Origin of the sequence: Photobacterium satsumensis (assembly GCF_050336935.1) — a bacterium.
Taxonomy (GTDB): domain Bacteria; phylum Pseudomonadota; class Gammaproteobacteria; order Enterobacterales; family Vibrionaceae; genus Photobacterium; species Photobacterium satsumensis.
On sequence record NZ_JAKJSK010000020.1, the window covers coordinates 44,993 to 67,991 of the forward strand.

Here is a 22,999-nt window from a genome sequence, read left to right on the forward strand (position 1 = left end):
TACTTTATCCGAAATACGGGAGTGCCAAAGCACCCCCGATAATCAATTAGGCGCTTTGTGCTACTGGGCTGCCTAATGGTTTGGTCAAAAGAATATACAACGCGGGGATTATTACAATGGCAATAATGGTCGATGCCACTAAGCCATAAATAATCGCCATACAAAGCGGGTACCACTGTGGATCGCTGTATGCCAGTGGCAGCAAGCTCAGGATGGTGGTCAAGCTGGTGCTAAGGATCGGCCTCAGGCGCTCGGCTGCACCGTAGGCGGCTGCTTGGGCGACAGACTCGCCGCGCTTGAGGTGGCGGTTCATGGTATCGACCAATACGATACCGTTATTTACCGCAATCCCCGCCAGTGACACGATACCGATCAGTCCCGAGAATGACATTGCGGTGCCTGACAGGAAGTAACCGAAGAAGGTCCCCATCAAGGCAAGCGGTACAATCAGCAAGATAATCGCCGGTTGGGCAAACGAGTTGAACATCAGTGCCAACAACACGAAGATCGAGAACATGGCCAAGACGAAGGCTGTTCCCATAGCGCTGTAGCTCTCGTCGGCTTTGGCCATTTCACCACCGAGTTGATAATAATAGCCGTTCGGCCACTGGGCTTGTAGCTGCTCCAATTGCGGGATCAACGCCGTGATCACTTCGCTGGCTGTACGGCCTTCAGTGCGCGAGGCAACGGTAACGGCACGCTGGCCTTCCTTGTGGACGAATACCCGTGGAGTTTCGACAATTTGGTAATCCACCAGATCGGTCAATGGCACGGCTCGGCCATCCTGGCTGATGATGTGGAGTAACTGCATCTCCGACAAATGACGGGGGCCGCCAAGGCTGTCGCCACGGCTTGGCCACAATACGCTGAGGCGCATCTTGGCGTCGTCATCGATACCTTCAATCTTGAAGTGGCCGATTTCGTCCTGCTCCATTGCCACTCGGATCTGCTGCGAGACTTCAGATTCTGACAGTTGGTGGAAACTCAGCATTTCATGCTTGAAGTGAAAGCGCACCTCATGGCGGGCAGGGCCAAGGTTGTCGTTGATGTCGCTGCTGCCCGGCACCTGTGCCAGTGCGGCTTTGACTGCTGCGGCATTAGCAATCAGCTGATTATAATCTGGCCCAATTAAGTCAATTTGGATCGGTGCTGAGGTATCAGGGTTGCCACCGATGTGAACCAGAGACACTTCGATCCCGGGTTCGTTGCGTAATGCTTGTTGGATGCCATTACGGATTTCCTCCAGATATTCGAATGATAATTTATCGCGCTGATCTTTCGGGTAGAGGGTCAGGCTGAAACCGACTTGGTTCCATTCTTGGGATGGCAATAGGGCATCATTGAGCGAAGCGGTTGTCATCGGGCTTTTGGCTCCGACATAGGTGATGACTTTCTCGATCCAAGGCTGTTGGCGCAAGAACTCACCGGCTTTATCGGCAGCACGCTGTGATTGCTCAAGCGTCGCGTCGGGGGCGAGTACCAGTGATACCCCGATTTTGCGATCGTCGGATTCTGGGTACATTTCCGAGGGCATCAGGCCAACCAACATGATACTGGCAACGAAGAGAACCAGTGTACCGCCAACCCATACCCCGGCCCGGCGTTTACTCTTGAGCACATAGGTGGTCAGCCAACGGCGCAATTGGTGGCGATAGCGGCTTGATAGCTTATCGATGAGCAGCTCTTTGTCGTTGTCGGCCGCTCTTTCGAGCATGTAGCGCGACAGTGGGATACAGATCAGAAAGGCGATAAATAGGCTGATCAGTAGGGTGACGGTGATAGTGATCGGCAGAATGCGGATAAACTTACCGTCAATCCCTCCCACCATCATCATCGGCACCATGGCTAAAATGGTGGTGAGCTGTCCAGCGGTCGCTGGCAAGATGAACTGGCGAACGGTTTCAAGTGCGGCCTCTGCAAATGGGAGCTTTTTGACATAGAGACCTTCGTGCATCCCTTCCATCACCAGAATATAGACATCGACCATCAGGCCGAGTGCCAGCACCATGCCGATCATGATCATCGAATTGAAGGAGTAGCCGAAGCTTGCCATCACGGCCAGTGTCGCCAGTAGGGTGACTGGCAGGGCGATACCGGCAACCAAGGCTTCGCGCCAGCTGAGTAGCAGCATCAGCACGATAAACACGATCACGACGGCTTGCTGCATGGAACTGGAGATATCATTGAAGGCTAACTCGATTAACTCACCGTCGTCACTTACCCGGGACAAGGATAGCCCTTGGGGCCAATCAGAGCGGTTGGTGAGTTGATCGACCATCTGCTGGGTTGATGCTATAACGGCGAAGGTATCGGCCCCAGGATGTTTGAGGACATCAAGGGTAATACCCGGCTCGTAGGCTTGGTTGTTAACGCTAAAGAAAGTTCGGCTGACTTCGCGATCAAGGCGGTGGCTGACTTCGGCTACTTCGCCGAGGCGAACAGGTCGATTATCACTCAGGCGGGTAATAGGGAGTTGGCGCACCTGGTCGACGGTAACGAAACGACCGGATAAGTAGAGATTAAAGGTATTTTCGTCAGACTCGAACTCTCCCCAAGCCATATCGTGGTTGGCATTTTGTAAGCGATCGCGCACCAGCAGGGGGGAGATCCCAAGATCACGCAACCTGTCCATTCTTAGGCGTACATGCAGGCTCTTTTCGCGCATGCCATTGAGGTTGACCTTTTTGACCAATGGCAGGTTTTCAAACTGGGTCTCCAGCCGCTTGGCGGTATCCGACAGTAAGATATCGTCGACGTCACCGCTGAGTACCCAGCTGATCACCGGCATATTGGAGACCGACATTTCTTCGATATCGGGCTTTTCAATGCTGCCATCGGCAGGGAATTCCGCCTCGGCTTTATCGACGGCGGCGCGCAACAGCTGCATCGACTCGCTCATCGGCATGTCAGCATCAAACTCTACCGCGACAATGGAGTAGGAGTTATAGGATCCACTGGAAAATGACTTCAGTCCTTTTAAGCTACGGATTTCATCCTCAAGGTGCTTGGTGATCTCTTTCTCGATTTGCTCTGGCGCTGCTCCTGGCCAGAAGGTCATCACGATGGCTTGGGGGATTTCGAGATCGGGGTAGTTCTCTCTTACCATGTTGTTGTACGACAGCAACCCTGCGAGTACCACCATCCCCAATAGCAGGCGGGCAACCAAGGTTTGGACAAAGAGTTTGCGTGCAATCGGCCTCATCGGGTCGCTCCTACTACCTCAACAGCGCTACCGTTTACCAGTAGGTGCTGGCCTCGGGTGACAACTTGTTCATCTGCCTTGAGGCCGCTTAGCACCTCGATACGACGCAGTCCTTGCAGGCCGAGGGAAAGCTGGCGTTCTTCGACTTGGTTATCGTGATTGACGACAAACGCAAAGGCATTTCCACCGCGGAACGATATTGCGTAGATGGGCAGTGACACTGCATTTTCAACGACCGTTGCGGCTATCCAGGCCCGAACGAACTCACCGTCGATGAGCTTTTGGTCTTCGTTTTGCACTCGTACTTTGACACTTTGTGAACGACGCTGGAGGTTGATCGTTGGGCTTACCGACCAGATAGTCCCGGTCACGACCTCGTTACCTTGGAACTGGTTTTCTTCCGCGCGGTACAGGATGGCGTTATCGCTGGCGAGATAAACGGTCTGCCCCTCTTTCAGCTGGCGGGCGTCTTCAACCGGCAGTTCCAGTTGGATTTCCAGCAAGCTGTCATCAACCACCACAATGGCACTGCTGGCTTCGCGGTCGCGGTTTGAAGTAATACCTGCCGGTGGGTAGTAGTGGTTATCCTCGCGGATATTCATCGCGGCAATATAGCCATCGAATGGGGCAAATAAGCTGGTCTTTTCAAGGCTCACCGTCTCGCGGTTGATATCGGCGGAAACGCTAAGAATTTCTGATTCGATGGCCTCCAGCGCGCTAATGTTCATGGTAACGGCCGAATGGGCATTGAGTAGAGCCGTTTTGTTGCGCTCGAATTCATCCTGAGAAATTACGCCTCGCTCATAGACTTCTTCCATCCGGGCAAAGTTTTGTTGGGAAAGGGCGAGATCATTCTCTGCCTGCTGAAGGCGGGCTTGGGCTTCTTGTTTTTGGGCGCGTACAGCTTGCAGGCGGGCTTCGAGCGCTTTGACCGATGCGGAGTTCTGGCGGCTGTCGATTTGTGCCAACAGCTGGCCGCGTTTGATTGTCTTGTCCGGACCGAAGACGCGAGCACCTTCCCGAAGCTGGGTGCCGTTTTCCAGTTCACCGATGGTGACGACTTTACCCGGCATTTCAAAATCGAGGAAAGCCTTTCGGTAGGCCTGCACTGTCCCTTCGGAGAAGGACCAACCTGTTAGCAGCTCTGGCGTCATCTTCTCCGTTTGGACTTTTACCGGTTGAGGTGGTGGGAGGATCTGGTTGGTGTCTTCCAATTGTGAAAACCGGTAGCCAGTCAGCAATAGCAAGCCGATGGGGAATATCAGCCATGCCTTGGCAGTTAGCGAACGAAGTTTCATGGTTATTCTCTGGGTAGGGACAATAGCTTTATTTTACATACATTCTTGAATGTATGTAAGTGGGTGAATTTTACTTCTAATGGCTCAATAACGCGTTCAATTGCGAGCCTTGTGAAGTGATTAATAAAGAAATGAATAGGTAGAGAAGGGAGAGAATAAGTAAGAAGAGGGATGCAGACAAAGCCACTGCGAGTGTGGCTTTGTCTTGAAAACGGCGATTACTCTTCGTCTTCAACTTCTCGCTTGGTGCGAACACCCGGCTTGGCCAGGATTTCCAAGTAGAATGACGTTAGCGCCAGTGTTTCGGCTTCATCAATGCACTTATTGATTTCTTTAACGTGGATAACCTTTGCTTCCTGCTCGGTATGACCAAACTTACAGTCGAAATCCCAGTAATCAGCACCGGCTGGAAGGGATTTGTTACGTTCACGCTTGAGGTACTTCTTTACTTCGTACTTGATTGCTTCGACAACGCGTGGAACCGCTTTTTTTGGGTGAGTTAAGGCAAATGTTTTTTTCATCGTTTTCCTAAAAATCAAAAAGGGCCCAGAACACGCTGGGCACGATGTGTATTTTACTTTAATTTGGCGCTGGTCGCGAATGGCAATTTTATCGCTAGTTTAATAGCAGGCTATCATCAGCCAATTCTTCCCCGCGGACTTTGCTGAACATCTCTAACAGATCTTTCACGCCCATATGGCTGCGCGCTTCTCCTGCTACATCAAGTACCACTTCTCCTTGATGCAGCATCACGGTACGCTCACCATAGGCTAATGCATCCTTCATCGAGTGGGTCACCATCATGACTGTCAGATCAAACTCTTCAACCACTTTATTGGTAAGGGCCAGAACAAATGCGGCCATCCGGGGATCCAAGGCGGCAGTGTGCTCATCGAGCAGTAGCAGCTTGCTGTCTGCCAGTGTGGCCATTACCAAGCTGACTGCTTGACGTTGGCCACCTGATAGCAGCCCAATGCTATCGCCCAACCTGTCCTCAAGGCCGAGGCCTAATATACTGATCCGATCCTGAAATAACTTGCGGCGCTTGGATGACAGAGCCAGTTTCCAATTGCGCTGACTACCGCGTTTGTAGGCCAGCGCCATATTTTCCTCAATGGTGAGCGAACCACAGGTGCCGGCCAGCGGATCTTGGAACACCCTTGCCGCATATTGGGCACGTTGGTGGACACTTTTCTGGGTAACATCGATATTGTCGATCAACACCTGCCCGCCGACCATCGGGGTCTCCCCGCTGACTGCTCCCAAGAGGGTGGATTTACCAGCCCCGTTCGAGCCAATCACGGTGACAAATTGCTTTTCAGGTACCGTCAGGGAGACACCCTTGAGCGCTTGGTTTTCCAAAATGGTGCCTTCGTTGAAGGTCACACGGATATCGTTTAGTTCAATCATGCTTACCTCAACGCCTTACGCTAATTTCTTGGTGGTTGCGGATGATTTTCTCTTTCCGCGAGTCAATTTTCCTTTCATGCGTGGGGCGATCAGGGCAACGGCAACCAGTAGGGCGGTGATCAGGTTGAGATCAGAGGCTTGCAGGCCAAACATCCCACTGCTGAGGGCAAAGGCGACAGCCAAGCGGTAAAGAATAGAGCCGAGGATCACCGCGATGACTGCGACCCAGATTTTGCGGCCGGGGAGTAGGGTTTGACCGAGGATCACTGCAGCAAGACCCACCACAATGGTGCCGACCCCCGACGTGACATCGGCAAAGCTATTGGTTTGGGCGAATAAGGCACCGGAAAAGCCGACTAGCCCGTTGGATAAGGCCAAGCCGAAGTAGGTATACAGATCGGTATTGCCCCCTTGAGCATTGACCATCCGGCTGTTTACCCCGGTTGCACGCAGGCCAAGGCCGAAGTCACTGGCAAGCAGGCGGGTAATAAACCAAGCGCTAGCGACTACTAAGGCAAGCACTATCGCTAAACGGATAATGCCTTCGTCTAACCCGTTTTCAAAAGCGAGCATTTCGAACGGGGTAAACAAGGTATCCTCACCTAACAGGGAGAGGTTGGGACTGCCCATGATCCGGATATTGATTGAGAAGGCGGCAATCATTGTCAGGATACTGGCGAGGAGGTGGAGGATCCCGCAGCGAACCGCCAAGAAGGCAGTTACCAGCCCGCAAAGCCCGCCAGCGGCGATGGCCAGTAAGGTGGCTACCCAAGGGTTGAAACCGGCAATAATCGCAGTGGCCGCGACAGCGGCTCCCATTGGAAAGCTGCCATCGACCGAGAGATCGGGAAAGTCCAGAATACGAAACGTTAGGTAGACCCCGAGGGCAACCAGTCCATAGACCAACCCTATCTCGAGGGTCCCGAGAAAGGCAAAGAAAGACATCCTTATTCTCCTTGTCTTTATGATTGATAATTACTTCTCTATCGATGTTGCGCGCTCAAGTACCGCCGCAGGGAAGGTGAGCCCCAGCTTGTCGGCGGCCTTCTGGTTAAGGGCAAGATCGGAGCCTTTTGCCACTTTTACAGGAAGATCAGACACTTTCTTTCCTTTTAGTAAGGCATCAACATAATCCGCCGTTTGCACGCCGACTTGATAGTAGTCGAAGCCGAGAGCGGCGAGGGCACCGTTTTCAATGTAGGTTGTAGAGGCGCCGACAATCGGGGTGTTGGCTTGGTTGCCGGCATTGACCAGCCCGTCGATTGCACTGGCTACGGTATTGTCGGTTGGGGCGTAAATCACGTCAGCTTTGGAAGCGACAATCTGGGCTGCTGATTGGACATCGGCACTTTTAAGCGCGGTTGCCTCAACCACTGTGAGGCCTTTGTCCTTGGCGGCGGCACGGAGTAGTTGGACCAAGGCAACGGCATTGGCTTCACCTGGATTGAAGACCACCCCGATACTTTTCATCTCAGGCAATAGTTCCTGCATCAGTGCCACGTGTTGGGCAACCGGTGACAGATCGGATAAGCCGGTGACATTTCGGGCTGGCTTTTCCATATCCTTGACCAGCTTGGCGCCTACCGGATCGGTCACTGCCGTGAAAACAACCGGGATAGAGCGAGTGGAAGCAGCCAACGCTTGGGCGGTAGGGGTGGCAATGCCCACCAGTACGTCGGGACGTTCACCAACGAATTGTTTGGCAATCTGCACGGCAATCGCCGGGTTGCCTTGCGCAGTCTGGTAGCTGAACTCTAGATTCTCGCCCTCGATATACCCTTTTTGTTTCAAGCCATCGAGCAAGCCATTGCGTGCAGCATCCAATGCTGGGTGCTCAACAATTTGCGAAACGGCAACTTTTGCTACTTCAGCCACGGCAGTGGCAGAGGCCATGCTTAATGAGGCGGCGACGCAGATAGCTGTCAGTATTTTATTGTTTTTCATATCCATTCTCACACTCCCTGTTTGTTTCACGCTGTTCAAATCGTTGCTTAGCATAATGTTTTATCGCATCAGGGCTTAAAATGACATATGATTTTTAACAATTGCGCAACATGGTGCGGTCGATCATGCTGCAGCGCAATGACCAAGTAGTGAGAGTGGTTGTTTGTTGCGAAATATTGCTTTGGCTGGTTGGTTTTCTGATGAATGAATGGTTAATTATGCTTTATTTCTATTTTTATCGGCTGTGGAGAGACGTTTTCTGATTGGTATCGATAGCGCTACGAAAATCTGTGCCACAGATCATGCAGTGGAAAGGTCGGTGTTCAGTGAAGGGTCAGGTCGGGTACGAGATAATAAGCGCTATGAGGTATTAGCTGTATCTCTCCCTATGACCCCACAAGCTTGGCCGCCGGTGGGGTCAGTTCTTTTCAGGGCTATCCACTTATATCGCTGTTATTTATAGCACTTCAACGCTTTATTCCTGCCGTAAATCTCTTTCATCGCTGCATGCATTTTGTTTTTATCGACATAGGCTGTCGGTAGCTGCATGACCTTGAAAGTGAAATCAGGCGCTCCTTCTGCCACATTGGCTTTTTCGGTTACCGGCGTCACCATCATGACGTTCAAATCCGGGTTACGTGCGGTGATCCGTGAAGCGGTACCTAAACCTTCTGCCACATGGAAGCGTCCTGCAACATGAATAATTTGTTTGCCGGGATAAAGGGCAAGGTAATCCACCATACTTTCAGCCATGGTGTCATCCCAAGCGGTTTGGGCTGCAAACTGGCGTTGGGTTTTTTCTTCATCGCCATGGTGCATCGACGCATTGAATTTCTCATGGTAGGCATCGTTGCCCAGTGTCAGCTGTTCGGCGACCCATTTGCGCTCAGTGGTTGGCAGCAGCTCCAAATAGTCCTCGCCTTGCTGGCCTATGCAGCGAACAATGGATTTCGGGGCATTGGCGGCAATCACATCCAGCTGGTTCATCTTGGCAAATTCAACCAGGGGCCGGTAGTCACTGCTGTAGTTAGGCCAGGCATTTCCGTCTTTGATCAGGGTTTTCTCGCCGATCTCACCCTCTAGGTACTGGTTTACGACATGCTGTTTGTCCCGGGTGAACTGCTCCATTGACAAAGCCATATCTGGGTTTTGTTGGTACAGAGCGGCAAAGAGGCGAGTTTGCATCAGGTGCGCGCCAGGGTGGCCGTGCCATTCGCCTACCAACACGATATCAGCATCTTTAAGTGCATTTGCAAGCTGGGCAAGGGTCATCGGCTGACCTTGCGGAGACTGGATAGTCGAGTCGTACATAGTCGGTAACAGCTGGGCACCACCGTTGCCGTTGATATCGGTAATATCGGTTTGGGAGGCACAGCCGAACATCAGGCCAGCGAGACCGAGGGAAAGCCATTTCTTCATGGGTATCAAGTCACAGTGAGTTTGGTATGAGTATAGAGGCTGTGATGATAGATGAGTTGATAGTGGTTATCAAATGCAATTGATAACCACTATTGTTTGGTTTGAGGTATTGGCTGAAGCTTAGCGCCGTTAAGCTTGTCGTTGATAGACCCTAATCGCGAAATCGGCTTCGCAACGGAATTGCTCGCTTGCCGCCAGTTGCTGCCAAATAGTGTCACTGGTTTTCCATGCAAATGGTGTCATCTGCATCAGCGCTGTTGCTTCTTCGCCCGTTAGAACCATGTCGTAGTGGAGTTGGGTTTGATCGATAAGTTCAAAGCCTTCAATACTTTCAGCTGCCATATCATGAAGTCGAACACCGTCGTAAATCAGCTCTTTCAGCTGGTACAAATGGCGGGCTGCCGGCGTAACGGTAACAATAATGCCACCCGATTTAATCGTACGCTTTAGCTCTTCGTCTTTGCATGGCGCATAAATACGTACCATGCCATCCAGAGAGTGGTCGGAAAAAGGCAGACGGTGACTGGAAGCGACACAGAAATGGCAGGTCGGATAGCGCTTGGCTGCGTAGCGAACCGCTACTTTAGAAATGTCCAAACCATGTACTTCCAAAGCCGGATGAGCTGTCAGTGCAGCGGCAAAACCGGATGTGTAGTACCCCTCGCCACAACCGATATCCAATAGCTGCTCAGCCTCTTCCGGTAGGTGTTTTTCTAGCTTATCTATGACCTTCTGGCGCATTGGATCATAGTGGCCGGCGTCGAGGAATAGGCGTCTGGCCTGCATCATTTCCTTATTATCGCCAGGGTTCTTCGAGCCCTTATGGTGAGCGGGCAATAAGTTTACATACCCTTCCTTGGCCTGATCAAACTGGTGGTTGCTTTCACACTTCCAGTTTTTTTCATTTTGGCTAAGTGGCTGGTGGCAGAGAGGGCATTGATACGTCATAGGAATACCGAGGTGAAGAAGTATAAGTGCATTGTAAACGCCGCCTATATACGCCTGCAAGCGCTGGGAGAAAAGGATACCGATCACATATTTCGCGCTGTAAAATTATACCCAGATCACAGTTATATTTTAAATAAAATTCCGTGCTTCATGTTCAACTCCTATTCAGCTTTCTAAGATATTTTGCATCTAAAAGGAAGTGGTTAAGTTTGTTTTTTACTTTTTTATCAAGTGGTTTTTGGTGTTTGATTGCATACCCTATGGATGGGTTGGAATATTATTCTGTTGTATAGCAATAAGTGAATTGGGTTATGTTCATTGTCGAATCTATCCATTTCTCGAATAATAATTTATGCCGTAAAAAAACAAGATTGCACACATGCCGCGAGAATTTGTCTCCAGGAGTTCACAATGAAACGTTTTGCATTAGGCGCAGTAGCATTACTTATGGCACAAGGCGCAATGGCGTCATCTTACGTAACCGGTAACGTACAGTTCCACAGTGACGGTGCGGCAGATGCGACTTCAACACTAGAAGCGGGCCACACTTTTACTAACTCTTTGGGTGGTCTAACGCTACTGACTGAGTTTGACGGTATTCAGATTGGTGAAGTTAATACGCAGGACAGCACCTACGTTACTCTAGGCGCTGAGCAAGCAATGAACATTACTGATAGCCTATGGGTTGCGGCGGGTTACCACCACTTGATCCAAGAGGGTGAGACTATCCAGTACCGTCCGCTAATTAAAGTTGGCTACAACATGGACAACATCTCTCTGTACCACCGTTCTCGCTACCACATTGATGCGACAGATGCGGCTGGTGCGGGTGACTCACTGCGTACAGATACATCTATCGCTTACCAGTTAAACGAAACTGTAAACCTGAAGTATAACTTTATTTATAACTTCAATGATGATGCGAATAATGGCGACTCCCGCAAAGATTCAAAAGATCATGAGCTTCGTGCAACATGGACTCGCAGTGGTGTGCAGCCATACTTTGAGTACCGTAACCAAGCGAACAACAGCAACAATGCATTTGTATTCGGTGCATCTTACGGCTTCTAAGTTGGTTTAAACCTTAATACCTGAAGAGGGGAGCAATCTTGCTTCCCTTTTTTATGCCAAACCTTCAACGTTTCCTCCCCAGTATTTTCTTGCTCATTTTCTCCTTCGCATAAAAGTTCAATAAATATTCAACAATTATTCAACATTTTAGGATCTGTACTATGCTAATTAGGCGCGATTAAGTGCTTGATTTATTGGTTTTGCATTTAGCGTTTATAAAATGGCAGTGCTTTTTACGGGGCAAATGACGGCCTCGACAATAAAAATGTACAACAGGAGTTGAACATGAAAAGAGTAGCATTAGCATTAGCAGTGGCAGTGTCGGCGTTACTAGGTACAGGGTACGCTCAGGCAGGGACAATCTTCCAAGGTGATGATGGCTCGACCATTGATGTGTACGGGCGCTTGGCCTTCAATGTCACCGATAAAGGATCCAATGATGTTGAAGGGAAGTTCGATGCCCGTCTCGGGCTCGGGGGGGCACAAACGGTCAATGATGACGTATCGGTGATTGGCTGGGCGGAATATCAAGTCGGAGCGGCAGAGTTTGCCAATAGCTTAGATTCGGATTCCAGCGATCTTACCGCGCGTTATGTATGGGCGGGGATTGATGCCTCAGAGTACGGTAAATACACTGGTGGCCGTGTCGCATCAGGTCTGATCATGTTTACCGATATTGTCGATGTTTTTGCGGGATCGGATATTGCCATCGCTCGACAAGTGGGAGCGGTGGATAGTACTGCCACACAAGTCTTCCGCCAGGACGGTACCTTGCAATACCAAAATAGCTATGACTACTTCGATGTGTCTGTAGCGTACATACTTGGTAACGGCGAGTCTGATTTGGATATCGGTTATAACATCGCCCTGCGCTATACCTTTGATATGGGTAATGCCGGTAAGTTGGCGCCAGTTGCGGTGTATCAGGTTGACGAAGGTGACGACAGCGGGCGTGATTACTACGTGTGGGGTGTCGGTGCCAGTTACTACATTAAAGACTTGGTGCTGGGGGTGATCTATTCAGAAGATGAAGTGGATTATGGCAGTGGCACCAAGAGCAAAGACGAAGTGGTTGAGTTCACGGCCGTTTACGAAGTTAATGATGACTGGGTGCTGCGCGGTGGCTACCGCTGGTTGGACAACAGTGGCGGTGATGAGCTCGAGTTGAGCGATACCACGCTGGAAGCCCAATACCGGTTAACGTTGCGCTCGTCTATTTTTGCTAGCTATGTGTTCCGTGATGGCAAGGATGGGGATGATGGGACCGCTGACCCAGTACGTTTTTCCGGTAAAACGGATGATGACTATATGTTCCTCGGGCTGCGTTACGAGTACTAACATCGACAGCATTAAGCCAGCGGATGCTGGCTTAATGCTTGCTCATGGATAAAGGACTAGCCCCTGGCCTTGTATTCTGCTTTATCCAGGTTGTGTTTTTTCATCCTAAGGTACAATTTTTTACGCGGGATCTGGAGATAGTTGGAGACATCGTTGATCCGGCCTGCAAATAGATACAGTGCATCCTCAATTACCTGCTTCTCGTAGCTGTCGACCAGATCATCAAGCGGGCTGCTCATATGCTCCAGCGGTTTGGTTCGGTCCTGCCCGGCCAGTTTTACAATGCCAATCGCGTACAGCTCGGCCACGTTCTTCAGCTCAAGGACATTCCCACTCCACTCGTGGCGGTTTAGCGTGTTGATATAGGCCTTGTCGATAGCGGGTACCGCTTTGTGGAGCTTCTGGCAGCTCTGTTTCAGGAAGTACTTGAACAGTGGGGCGATATCGCTGACTCGCTGACGTAGAGGTGGCAGCTGGAAGCGCACTTGGCTCAGGAAGTAAAACAGCTCGGGCAGCAAGATTTCCTGCTCGACCAATGCCTCAGGGTTGGCACCCGTAATTGCCAATACCCGGACTTCCTTTTTATTTTGACGCTCTTGCTCGAGCAAGAAACGGCACAGCCATTGTTGGGTTTCCAATGGCATACTCTGGGGTTCGCTTAGGCTGATGCTGCCGCTGCGGGCAGAAATCATCGCCCGTTGCAGGTCGGCGGTGCAGGTGATGTTGCCGCCCAGGGTGGCAACGAACGGCCCTTTGTTCATCTGGCTGTGTTGGTGCAGCAGCTTGGTCACCGTATGGCGGCCTGTGCCGTTTTCACCTTCAACCAGGACATCTTTCGACGTCAGGGCTATCTGGGTGACCTTTTCACGGATCTTAACCACCAGTGGGCTGTCTCCCAGTAGCACGTCGTTGGTCGATTGGCCGATGGCCTCGCGCTGCTCGATGACGGCTTTCCTGGTTGGAAGGTGCTTGCCGAGCAGTTCCAACAACTCCGCGGGCTGCAGCGGTTTCTGTAAAAAGTCGAGTGCGCCGCGCTTGACGGCATCGACGGCCATCGGGATGTCACCGTGTCCCGTGATCATGATGACGGGCAGTTCGGGATCAAGGTTTTTGATATATTCCAGCAAATCCATCCCGCTGAGCCCCGGCATATACATGTCGGTTACCACAACACCGGGCCAGTTTTTGTGCAATAAGGTAGTCGCAAGTGTTGGGTCTGTAATGGCTTTGACTTTAAAACCTGACATTTCAAGCAGTTGCTGATATGAATCCAACACGTCCTGGTCATCATCAATAATTAGTACTTCGATATCATTATTCATTATCATAATTTTTAAGCTCCAACACGACCATGGCACCACCTTGCAGGTTCGAGGCTAGGAAAATATCACCATCAAGGCGGTTCATGATTGAACGGCAGATACTCAGGCCAAGCCCCAGTCCCACCTCTTTTGTTGTTGTAAATGGTATAAAGAGTTTTTCGATGATTTCGGCGGCAAATCCATTGCCGCTATCGCTGACAGCTAGGCAACATCGACCGGCCTGGCAATCAAGGGATTCGAGGGTAATGATGCGCTGTTCGCAACCGGCGACGGCATCACAGCTATTAACAAGCAGGTTGACCAAGACCTGCTCGAGCTGGATCTGATCGGCGTAGCAATAACATGAAGCGGTGAGTTGGTTGCGGATCTCCGTTTGCTGCACCTTGGCCCGGCTTTCGACAATCATCATCGCTTGCTTGATCGAAGCGTTGATCTCTACCTGCTTCATGGGGTTGTCAGATGATTGTTTCTTGGAGAAGCTTTTCAGACTCGCGATGATCCGCCCCATCCGGGCTGCAAGGCTTTCTACTTTCTCCAGCGAAGCCGGTAGCTGATCCAGCCGTTGTTTATCCAATGCCAGCTTGGCCGTGAAAATGTGGGTGGATATAGCCGAGAGTGGTTGGTTCAGCTCATGGGCCAGCGAAGTCATAGTCTGGCCGACTACCGCCATCTTCGCGGCTTGGATCAACTCGTCCTGAGTCTCGCGCAAGTCATCTTCCACCCGTTTGCGATCTTCGATTTCCAGTTTTAACTGGCGGTTGCGGGTGGTGAGCGAGTGGGTTTTTTCCCTTACCATTTTTTCCAGCCAGCGGGCCGCTTTTTCCTGCTCGGTGATATCGGTCATGGTGATGATCACCTTTTCTTTCTGGCCTTGCTGGAACAGGCGGAAGTCCAAGCGCAAATAGAGGTTTTCTTGGTCGAGCTTCTTTTGCTTCAAGGTCAGGTTACAGCCCCCCAAATTAAATAGCGGGCTGGCCTCGGTAAATAATGACTGCAACCGGGCATGCATGGTCGGGCTGAAAAGCTCCCAAATCGATCGGTTTTGTGGCATTTCAATATTGTCGAACAGGCTCAGGGCACTGGGGTTGACCGACTCGATAATACCTTCCAGGTTGCAGGTAATGATGCTGGCTTGAGTGTTGTTGATCAGGTTCAGGGCATTGCTCTGCTGCATTTCCTGCATTTGGCGGCAGAAGTGACGGAGGTTATCGCCCAGCTGGCCGATCTCGTCATTGCCGGAAACTTGGATTTGGGCGTCTAGTTGGTTGTTGGCTACTGCCATGAGATCTTGGGATAGGAGGTTCAAGCGTTTGACGATGCCTTGGCCGACCAAGTAAATCGACAGCATCACCGACAGGAACAAGGTGATCACCATGGTGCCGAACAAGATCAGGTTGCTGATGGAAATCGCCTGACGGGTTTTCTCATTCAGTACATTGAGTGAGGCATCTTCTTGTTCCACCATCGTCAGGATAAGCTCTTCCTGATAAGCCAGTTGGGCCTGGATTTTGTCTTGGTACCCTGTGATTTGCTGGTAGAGCTGGTAGTCCCGCAGCAGTTGTTTTTCTAGGATCCCGCCGGGCTCGACCAAGGCAATTAGCTCATTGAGCAACTGACGGTAGGAGACGGTCGAGGAATAGTGGCTCAAGCTTTGGCTCATTTGGCTGATTTCTTCGGTTTTGTAACCAATGAAATAGAAGGCGTTGCCAATATCCCTTTCCTGTCGCTGCAAGATGATTTCTTGGACCAGCTGATGCAGCTCATTTTCCTTGACGGTGATGGCCTGCAACAGAGAGAACTCGGTCATGACTTCGTTGATGGTGCTTGATACCAAGGCATTGGGCAGCATTCGGGTCAGCTGCCACTCCACCTCCTGACGGATGGGAGTAAGCTCGTCAACCATGTCTTGGTGAAGCCATTTGATGTTGCTTTCGGTTTGTGCCAGCACATAAAGATGGGTATTGCGCTGGTAAAGCAGATCAGCATAGGCATTGATGTCATTGAATAGGGTGTCGTGTTCGCTCTTGATCGCGGAGTGGAATTTTAGGCTGGCGGTCTGCACGATAGCCGCGTTGATCTTGGCCAGCTTGTTGTTGATATTTTGCTTCAGATCCGCATGGAGGATCGGATCGGTATTGTTGCTGAGCAAATTCAGCGCCGCTTGCAGGCCGGCAGTGTTGCGTTCCAGCTGGTAACTGGCACGCAGGGTAGGCATATTTTTCTCGACCATAGTCTGGATTTGATCGTCCAGACTTTCCCAGTTGACGATGGCGATCAGGCTGACACTGATGGTGAGGAACGCCATGAAAGCAATCGATGCAATAAGGCGATTGCCAATGGTATTGCCTAACCTCATTCGACTTGACCTCTCAGCTTGTGGTTATCGAGCAACCGCTCACAGATGCTGATGGCCAGATCGAGTTGCTCGGTCATCAAGGTACGCCATTCCTTGATGAGGTGCGCTGTGTGCATGTCGGTTCTCGACATGGTAACCGCGTTTCGTAACTGAGGATTACGTGACTGGGCTTCGGATATCGGTGGTGTTGAGGCCAGCTTGATCGCCAAGTTGTACTGACGCTGTTCTTCCGGTGTCAGCGGTGTGAGCTGCTTGACCTTGTGGATCAGCTGCCAGGCCTGGTTAAGGCGGATAAGCTGGCGGTTGATGCTCTGCTCAAACAGCTGCTTGACCAAGATGGAACGCTCCTCCATAAGTTCGTGGTCAATCGAGGTGACATCGAATGGCTGGGCCATGGTCTGGTGCAAGGCATACTTGTTGAGTGAGCTGGTCGACAAGGTTTGCTGGATCTTGTCTGAGAGCAAAAACTCAATAAATTCAATGCTTCGCCTTGCTTGGTTGATGTTTTTCACCGCGGCGACATAGCTTGGCATCAGCGGGCTTTTGGGCTGGTAGGCAAAACTGATAAAGGGGAACAGTTTTTGGCTTTCATGGGCATAGCTGTCAATGATCGGGCCAATACCGGCCAATCCGCGGGCAATACTGTCCTTGACGCCATAGCTGCGGGCCGAGATCGACGATAGGTTACCTCCGATTTGCAGCAGTAACTGCCAACCGTTCTTCCAACCATAATGCTGGAGGATGTTCTCGACCATGATATGCGTTGTGCCGGATCGGGCCGGGCTGCTCATCACCAGGTGACGGAAGTAGCGCGGGTCGGCGAGGCTTTCCCACTTGTTTGGTACGGGCAGTTTATGCTTCTTGATGTAGTCCTGGTTCCACATCAGCCCGTAACCGGAATAGCCGAAGATAGCGACATTGGCGATGGAGTCTTGCATAAAACGTTGCTGCTGAAACGTCGAATCGAAATTCAATGCGTTGAGTGGCAATAAGCGATCTTCGTCAACCAGCGGTGCAAACAGTGACCGCGAAGAGGAAATCACGATGTCGATGTCATGGTCTTCATGGCTGAGCAGGCGTAGGCCGGAGGTTTCTCTGCGGTGGAGTATCGTGAAGTGGACTTCCGGGTATTGTTGCTGAAACTGCTTCAAAATGGGTTGTAGCGACTCAACGGTAAACGTGGTCAGGATGATCAGTTGATCTGTTGGTTTGGCCCAACTAGAGATTGAGAAAAGGAATATGACGGCATAGAGAAGTTTCATCATCGGAGATCAACTAACCAGAATGTTTCTTTGTATACAGGGAAAACGGCACCAAGAGTAGTGCAATCACGGGCTAATAATTTGAATTATTAGTGGTTTATCGCTTTTACCACGTTTAATACAGGCTAAGGGTCAAAGTTGACACAAGTTGCGAGCGTTTAATGGTCGGGCTCACATTTTTACTATGGGAGAGGGGATGTCAAGTGGCAGAAAGAACAAGCCGGAGCAAAAGGCTCCGGCTTGGGGAATAAAGCGTCGTCAGGTTAAGCGTTCAGTACCTGTTGGATTTCAGCGGTAGACAAGTGGTACTGACGTGGGCAATTGCGCCATGTGCGTAGCATACGTTGGTATTTTTCCAGCATAGGTACCTGACTGTTAAACATGTGCTCGGTTTTGTCGAATTGTGGGTACAGGCCCTCTTCCTCTGTTAGGAAGCGCACATAGTGGACATGCTGCGCTTCAGAGGCGGCATCAAAGCCTAGGAATTGAAGGCGGCGCTGATCAACCTGGTTCTGGTTGTCGTCAGACAGCATTTTGTAAGACTCTTGCATTGCGTGGTGCATTTCCATGAAGTCGATGATTTCACGGCAATTGTCTTCGGGCAGGTCACCAAACTCTTTGTCCAGTTCACGCATTTGCAGGCCGTAACCACGTTCTACAATCGTCTGCAGGCGGCGGTACTTGGTTTCGTTCTCAGGCGTGAGCTTAGACATCAAGTAATATTGGTTAGATAGGATCAGGCGTTGCGCGTTGGTCATTTCCATAATGATAGGCCTTAAATTTTTTATTGAGCTGGCATTGAGGTTAACAGGATAAAACGAAAAAAAATTGATCTGGTTACGTCTTGCTAACTTTTTTTTGTTAAAAATTACTAATTGTATAAAGTCTATCCAAAGCCACGGTGAATAGGCGATATAATTAACTATGTCCCTAATTATTACATGTATTTTGGGGTTTGTTGGGTTGAGATGATTGTTTTGAGGCACGCTATTGACGTTATGCTTAGATCGGCATGAGTCAGTCCTCCTGATGGTCAGTGCCAGAGGATGAGGGCAAGGAGTAGAGGCAAGGATGTCAGGTGTGTTGAGTGGGGTTCAATTAGCAGGTTTTGTGGCTACAGCAGTGATACTGGTACTGGGCTTTCCGAGGGAGTTCTGGCCCAAGTTTCGGGCCGAGAAGGACTACCAGCACTGGGTATTGGCCAGTATGTTAGTGCTTTTTCTGCTCTGGAGCCTCAAGGCTGGATTAGCCGATGGGTTACAAGTACATTTTTTGGCATTAACCACGTTGGCATTGTGCCATGGTTGGCGGATTGCCGCCTTGCTGGGGGTAATTCCGTCGTTGTTGCTAGCAGGATTCGGCTGGTTACCGATTGCGGATATCGGGATTTATCTCGCGGTATCCGTCATTTTCCCTGCTTGGCTGAGTTATTGCTTGTTTCGTCTGACGTATTGTTACCTTGCTCGCCATCTATTTGTGTATATCTTTGTTGCGGCTTTTCTTAACGGTGCATTAACCATTGCAGCGCACCAATTGCTCAACGGTGGTGTGGTGTGGTTTAGCGGCCTCTATAGTTGGCATTACATTGTCGACAACTATTTGGTACTGACTCCCCTGTTACTGTTTCCCGAAGCATTACTCAACGGGATGGCTATCACGTTGCTGGTGGTCTACCAACCACAGTGGGTCAGAACCTTCCATGATAATGATTATCTCGGTCAATAGATTTTCCTTGTTAGGTTGGCAAACCCGATGGAAATGACGTTAATTCCCCCGCTTTGCCGTATTTACTAGCACTTGGTTCGGGATTGCTTGAACTTGATCACAATAGTGCTACGCTGCGCGCGTTTTTCTGCACGGTTTTACCGTGCCCACTCGCATATTGCGCGAGAATCCCCGTTTTCTTCATTCATACGAACGAAATGCCGCCAGGAGGCAAGGATTCAAAGCAGAGGGAAATCGAGTGCATTTGGTGCCTGAGGTTTTTTCTTTAGGCAGAGGTGTACCTAGGTAGCGCCCCAAGCACTTTGGATCGGCTTGTTTTGAACAACGAACAGCTCTGGACAGCGCGGTTCAGGGTGCGGCACTGCCTGATTGTTTCTATGAGTATATTTATGCAACTTCTATCCAGTCTGATCGGTATTCTACTGCTGATTGTTTTGGCTTATTTCCTTTCTGAACAACGTGACCGTATTAATTGGCGTACAGTGCTAGGCGCATTGGCAATCCAGATGGGGTTTGCTGCCATTGTGTTATACAGCAAGATTGGGCGTGAGGCTCTGTCTGACTTTTCCGCTGGTGTACAGCTCGTGATCAGTTACAGCAACCACGGGATCGGTTTCCTGTTCGGCGGCTTGGTGTCTGACAAGATGTTCGAACTATTCGGCGGCAATGGTTTTGTCCTCGCCCTACGGGTGCTGCCGGTGGTGGTGTTTTTCTCGGCTTTGGTATCAGTGCTTTATTACCTTGGCATCATGCAATTGATCGTGAATACACTGGGTCGTGCATTGTCCCGTGTGCTCGGCACGAGCCGTCCGGAATCGATATCTGCTACAGCCAATATCTTCCTGGGTATTTCTGAGGCGCCGCTGACTATTCGTCCATACCTGCCAACCATGACCCGCTCGCAACTGTTTGCCGTGATGGTCGGTGGCATGGCATCGGTGGCCGGTTCGGTATTGGTCGGTTATGCCCAAATGGGGATCCCGCTTGAATACCTGCTGGCTGCCTCGTTTATGGCTGCCCCAGCCGGTTTGATGATGGCCAAGCTAATGATCCCGGAAACCGAGGATGCCGCTGCGTGTGTGGAGGAGCCTGAGTCGGAGCAGCAGCGTCCCGCGAATGTCATTGATGCTGCAGCGCAAGGTGCTGCACAGGGGATGCAGGTTGCCTTGAATATTGGCGCTATGCTGTTGGCTTTTGTCGGCCTGATCGCGTTGTTCAACGGCATGCTATCAGGTCTTGGTGGCTGGTTTGGGATGCCTGAGCTGAGCCTGGATATGGTATTTGGTTACCTGTTCTTACCGTTTGCTTTTATGGCGGGGATTTGGGATTTCGATTCAGCCCAGCAGATGGCGGTTATTTTCGGTACCAAAACCACCATCAATGAGTTTGTGGCTTTTTCGCAGCTTGCCCCCATGATTGCCAGTGGCGTACTGGAGCCGCGGGTTGAGGCGATTATTGCCTTTGCGCTATGTGGCTTTGCCAACTTTGGCTCTATTGCCGTGATGTTGGGGAGTATCGGGGTGATGGCGCCAAGCCGTTACCATGAAATCGCAACGTTGGGTGTGCGCTCTTTGGTCGCGGCGACCTTGGCTAACCTGCTTAATGCGACGGTAGCAGGGCTATTTATCAGTTTGGTGTAAGCCGGACAAACAAAAACGCCAGCATAAGCTGGCGTTTTTGTTCGATACAGGTTAGCTCGTTCAAGGCTGTCCGGTTAGCTCAAGCCGATGATATTGCCGTCAGCATCGATATCCAGTCCAAGGTAGGCAGGTTTTTCCGGAAGGCCTGGCATGGTCATCACATTACCGCACAAGGCGTAGACAAAACCGGCACCGGCACACAGCTTCAATTCACGAACCGGTACAATAAAGTCACTCGGTGCGCCTTTCTGGCTTGGATCGTGGCTGATAGACAGTGGCGTTTTCGCCATGCATAAGGCTAGGTTGTCATAACCCTGGGCTTTGAATTGGGCAAGTTGTTCTTTGGCCAGCTCTGAGAGCTCGACACCACGACAGCCGTAGCCGACTTCAGCAACCGTCATCAGCTTTTCTTCCAAAGTCTGTGACAAGTCGTAAAGCGGTTTGAAGTTGGCGGGTGTTTCACAGGCGCGAGTGACGGCCTCGGCCAGTTCAATTGCACCTTCACCGCCTTTGCCGAAGGCTTCGCTGATCGCTACATCGACGTGGGTCGCGAACTGCTCGGCTTCAACCATCTCTTTCAGCTGTACCAGCTCCGCATCCGTGTCTTGCGGGAAACGGTTGATGGCAACCACGACAGGTACACCGTATTTGGCGGCATTATTGATATGCCATTTCAGGTTATCGAAACCGGCAACTAACGCTTTGCCGTCTTCTTCGAAGATAGCTGGTGGCAGGGCTTGGCCCGGACGTAGGTCATACAGGCCTGAGTTGGCTTTCAGGCCACGCAGAGTCGCAACAACAACGGCACAATCTGGTCCTCGGCCCGCTTGCTGCGCCTTGATGTTACAGGCTTTCTCAAAGCCCATATCCGAGCCGAACCCACCTTCGGTAATGGTGTAGTCAGCAAGCTTAAGCGCAATACGGTCGGCAATGATAGATGAGTTACCGTGGGCAATGTTGGCAAAAGGACCGGCATGGATCAGTGTCGGTACCCCTTCCAGCGTTTGCATCATGGTTGGCTCAATCGCTTCCACCATCGTCACCGCCATCGCACCGGCAACCTGCAGATCTTCTGCGGTTACTGGCTTACCGTCCAGATCATAGGCCAGTACCACGCGTCCGATACGCTGGCGCATATCAGCAAGATCCTTTGACAGGGCAAGAATAGCCATCAGCTCAGAGGCAGCCGAGATATCAAAACCGTCTTCACGCTCAACGCCGTTGATGGTTTTGCCCGGTTCGTTCTGACCGACAGTGATCATGCGCAGGGCACGGTCATTGTGGTCCATTACGCGTCGCCAGACGATACGGTTTAAATCGATACGCAATGCTGGCATACCGGTTTTTTCGCTAAAGCCTTCGTAGCCGTGGCGCTCTTCGTGGTACACACGGGCATCAATAGCCGCCGCTGCAAGGTTATGGGCTGCGGTCACTGCATGGATATCACCGGTCAGGTGCAGGTTGAGTTTTTCCATTGGCGCTACTTGGCTGAAACCGCCACCGGCAGCACCACCCTTAACACCAAATACCGGGCCCATAGAAGGCTGGCGGATACAAGCCATTACTGACTGGTTGATTTTTGCCAGACCTTGGGCAAGACCGATAGTGGTGACAGTTTTACCTTCACCCAGTGGGGTTGGCGTGATAGCGGTGACGACAACCAGCTTACCTTCTTCCTTGTCGGCTAGGCGTTTTAGGGCTGAAGGCTTTACCTTGGCTTTCAACGTGCCTTGCGGAGTCAGATCTTCAGGTAGCAGGCCAGCCTGCAGAGCGATGAGATCAATCGGAGTGAGCGATGTATCGCGGCAAATTTCAATATCACTTTTCATGGGCGACCATAACCTCGCATTCGGTAACTTGATATATATCGCGCAACTAGGTTTTCCGAGTTGCGCAATCGTTTGCGTTGGATTTATACCATAATTTTATCACGGGTAAAGCGATAAATACGGATAGTTATGTCACGAGATTGGTTAATCTTTATGGGGATGTTGCACGGGTAATGCGTTGTTGTTCAGAAGTCTTTGATGAATAAGATAAAATGCAGTGTTACTTTTTTGTATA

17 protein-coding genes are annotated in these 22,999 nt (G+C 50.8%); 4 read left to right on the forward strand and 13 right to left on the reverse strand.

All coding sequences use genetic code 11. From position 1 onward, the window contains the following. Positions 1–46: 46 nt before the first annotated feature. From L4D79_RS27695 to rlmA, 8 genes are all read right to left on the reverse strand, one after another. On the reverse strand, positions 47–3,202 hold the full coding sequence (locus L4D79_RS27695; protein ID WP_428656606.1) for an efflux RND transporter permease subunit: 3,156 nt from the start codon (positions 3,200–3,202) through the stop codon (positions 47–49). Continuing rightward, positions 3,199–4,500, reverse strand: a complete 1,302-nt coding sequence (locus tag L4D79_RS27700; RefSeq protein ID WP_428656608.1) for an efflux RND transporter periplasmic adaptor subunit — start codon at positions 4,498–4,500, stop codon at positions 3,199–3,201. Before L4D79_RS27700 ends, L4D79_RS27695 begins: the two co-directional genes overlap by 4 nt. A 218-nt stretch (positions 4,501–4,718) precedes the next feature. After that, positions 4,719–5,021: a DUF6172 family protein gene (locus L4D79_RS27705; RefSeq protein WP_428656610.1), complete on the reverse strand. Its 303-nt coding sequence runs from the start codon at positions 5,019–5,021 to the stop codon at positions 4,719–4,721. 94 nt (positions 5,022–5,115) lie between these two features. Beyond that, positions 5,116–5,910, reverse strand: a complete 795-nt coding sequence (locus tag L4D79_RS27710; RefSeq protein WP_428656613.1) for an ABC transporter ATP-binding protein — start codon at positions 5,908–5,910, stop codon at positions 5,116–5,118. Positions 5,911–5,925: 15 nt separating this feature from the next. Continuing rightward, positions 5,926–6,855 carry an ABC transporter permease gene (locus L4D79_RS27715; protein ID WP_428656615.1) on the reverse strand — a complete coding sequence of 310 codons (930 nt, stop codon included), beginning with the start codon at positions 6,853–6,855 and terminating at the stop codon, positions 5,926–5,928. A 30-nt stretch (positions 6,856–6,885) separates the two neighbouring features. Then, positions 6,886–7,803: an ABC transporter substrate-binding protein gene (locus tag L4D79_RS27720; protein WP_428656683.1), complete on the reverse strand. Its 918-nt coding sequence runs from the start codon at positions 7,801–7,803 to the stop codon at positions 6,886–6,888. Between the two features lie 504 nt (positions 7,804–8,307). Next, on the reverse strand, positions 8,308–9,273 hold the full coding sequence (locus L4D79_RS27725; protein ID WP_428656617.1) for a ChaN family lipoprotein: 966 nt from the start codon (positions 9,271–9,273) through the stop codon (positions 8,308–8,310). 129 nt (positions 9,274–9,402) lie between these two features. Continuing rightward, positions 9,403–10,221 carry a 23S rRNA (guanine(745)-N(1))-methyltransferase gene (rlmA, locus tag L4D79_RS27730; RefSeq protein WP_428656620.1) on the reverse strand — a complete coding sequence of 273 codons (819 nt, stop codon included), beginning with the start codon at positions 10,219–10,221 and terminating at the stop codon, positions 9,403–9,405. A gap of 411 nt (positions 10,222–10,632) precedes the next feature. On the opposite strand from rlmA, the gene L4D79_RS27735 reads away from it, so the two are divergent. Together L4D79_RS27735 and L4D79_RS27740 are read left to right on the forward strand one after the other, a co-directional pair. Further along, on the forward strand, positions 10,633–11,292 hold the full coding sequence (locus L4D79_RS27735; protein ID WP_428656622.1) for an oligogalacturonate-specific porin KdgM family protein: 660 nt from the start codon (positions 10,633–10,635) through the stop codon (positions 11,290–11,292). Between the two features lie 285 nt (positions 11,293–11,577). Next, the gene (locus L4D79_RS27740; RefSeq protein ID WP_428656624.1) at positions 11,578–12,630 is read left to right on the forward strand and encodes a porin; all 1,053 of its coding nucleotides are present in this window, start codon (positions 11,578–11,580) and stop codon (positions 12,628–12,630) included. A 56-nt stretch (positions 12,631–12,686) separates the two neighbouring features. Here the strand turns inward: L4D79_RS27740 and L4D79_RS27745 are convergent, their stop codons facing one another. The 4 genes from L4D79_RS27745 to L4D79_RS27760 all read right to left on the reverse strand — a co-directional run bounded on the left by L4D79_RS27745 (position 12,687) and on the right by L4D79_RS27760 (position 18,334). Continuing rightward, positions 12,687–13,958, reverse strand: a complete 1,272-nt coding sequence (locus tag L4D79_RS27745) for a sigma-54-dependent transcriptional regulator (protein ID WP_428656626.1) — start codon at positions 13,956–13,958, stop codon at positions 12,687–12,689. Further along, a complete protein-coding gene (locus tag L4D79_RS27750; RefSeq protein ID WP_428656629.1) occupies positions 13,945–16,308 on the reverse strand; it encodes an ATP-binding protein in 2,364 nt (787 codons plus the stop codon). The genes L4D79_RS27745 and L4D79_RS27750 overlap by 14 nt, the downstream gene beginning before the upstream one ends. Continuing rightward, a complete protein-coding gene (locus L4D79_RS27755; protein WP_428656632.1) occupies positions 16,305–17,573 on the reverse strand; it encodes an ABC transporter substrate-binding protein in 1,269 nt (422 codons plus the stop codon). The genes L4D79_RS27750 and L4D79_RS27755 overlap by 4 nt, the downstream gene beginning before the upstream one ends. Positions 17,574–17,833: 260 nt before the next feature. Then, positions 17,834–18,334 (reverse strand): YfbU family protein, encoded by a 501-nt coding sequence (locus L4D79_RS27760; RefSeq protein ID WP_428656634.1) that lies wholly within the window; start codon positions 18,332–18,334, stop codon positions 17,834–17,836. 307 nt (positions 18,335–18,641) lie between these two features. Between L4D79_RS27760 and L4D79_RS27765 the strand changes: the two genes are divergently transcribed. Continuing rightward, positions 18,642–19,295 (forward strand): hypothetical protein, encoded by a 654-nt coding sequence (locus L4D79_RS27765; RefSeq protein WP_428656637.1) that lies wholly within the window; start codon positions 18,642–18,644, stop codon positions 19,293–19,295. 389 nt (positions 19,296–19,684) lie between these two features. Next, positions 19,685–20,935 carry a NupC/NupG family nucleoside CNT transporter gene (locus L4D79_RS27770; RefSeq protein ID WP_428656639.1) on the forward strand — a complete coding sequence of 417 codons (1,251 nt, stop codon included), beginning with the start codon at positions 19,685–19,687 and terminating at the stop codon, positions 20,933–20,935. A gap of 74 nt (positions 20,936–21,009) precedes the next feature. On the opposite strand, the gene L4D79_RS27775 is transcribed toward L4D79_RS27770, so the two are convergent. After that, on the reverse strand, positions 21,010–22,764 hold the full coding sequence (locus L4D79_RS27775) for a formate--tetrahydrofolate ligase (RefSeq protein WP_428656641.1): 1,755 nt from the start codon (positions 22,762–22,764) through the stop codon (positions 21,010–21,012). Positions 22,765–22,999 lie beyond the last annotated feature (235 nt).

Excerpts from the sequence above, each read along its gene's own strand:
- L4D79_RS27695 (WP_428656606.1), bottom strand. The coding sequence starts at position 3,202 with ATGAGGCCGATTGCACGCAAACTCTTTGTCCAAACCTTGGTTGCCCGC.
- L4D79_RS27700 (WP_428656608.1), bottom strand. The coding sequence starts at position 4,500 with ATGAAACTTCGTTCGCTAACTGCCAAGGCATGGCTGATATTCCCCATC.
- L4D79_RS27705 (WP_428656610.1), bottom strand. The coding sequence starts at position 5,021 with ATGAAAAAAACATTTGCCTTAACTCACCCAAAAAAAGCGGTTCCACGC.
- L4D79_RS27710 (WP_428656613.1), bottom strand. The coding sequence starts at position 5,910 with ATGATTGAACTAAACGATATCCGTGTGACCTTCAACGAAGGCACCATT.
- L4D79_RS27715 (WP_428656615.1), bottom strand. The coding sequence starts at position 6,855 with ATGTCTTTCTTTGCCTTTCTCGGGACCCTCGAGATAGGGTTGGTCTAT.
- L4D79_RS27720 (WP_428656683.1), bottom strand. The coding sequence starts at position 7,803 with ATGGCCTCTGCCACTGCCGTGGCTGAAGTAGCAAAAGTTGCCGTTTCG.
- L4D79_RS27725 (WP_428656617.1), bottom strand. The coding sequence starts at position 9,273 with ATGAAGAAATGGCTTTCCCTCGGTCTCGCTGGCCTGATGTTCGGCTGT.
- rlmA (WP_428656620.1), bottom strand. The coding sequence starts at position 10,221 with ATGACGTATCAATGCCCTCTCTGCCACCAGCCACTTAGCCAAAATGAA.
- L4D79_RS27735 (WP_428656622.1), top strand. The coding sequence starts at position 10,633 with ATGAAACGTTTTGCATTAGGCGCAGTAGCATTACTTATGGCACAAGGC.
- L4D79_RS27740 (WP_428656624.1), top strand. The coding sequence starts at position 11,578 with ATGAAAAGAGTAGCATTAGCATTAGCAGTGGCAGTGTCGGCGTTACTA.
- L4D79_RS27745 (WP_428656626.1), bottom strand. The coding sequence starts at position 13,958 with ATGATAATGAATAATGATATCGAAGTACTAATTATTGATGATGACCAG.
- L4D79_RS27750 (WP_428656629.1), bottom strand. The coding sequence starts at position 16,308 with ATGAGGTTAGGCAATACCATTGGCAATCGCCTTATTGCATCGATTGCT.
- L4D79_RS27755 (WP_428656632.1), bottom strand. The coding sequence starts at position 17,573 with ATGATGAAACTTCTCTATGCCGTCATATTCCTTTTCTCAATCTCTAGT.
- L4D79_RS27760 (WP_428656634.1), bottom strand. The coding sequence starts at position 18,334 with ATGGAAATGACCAACGCGCAACGCCTGATCCTATCTAACCAATATTAC.
- L4D79_RS27765 (WP_428656637.1), top strand. The coding sequence starts at position 18,642 with ATGTCAGGTGTGTTGAGTGGGGTTCAATTAGCAGGTTTTGTGGCTACA.
- L4D79_RS27770 (WP_428656639.1), top strand. The coding sequence starts at position 19,685 with ATGCAACTTCTATCCAGTCTGATCGGTATTCTACTGCTGATTGTTTTG.
- L4D79_RS27775 (WP_428656641.1), bottom strand. The coding sequence starts at position 22,764 with ATGAAAAGTGATATTGAAATTTGCCGCGATACATCGCTCACTCCGATT.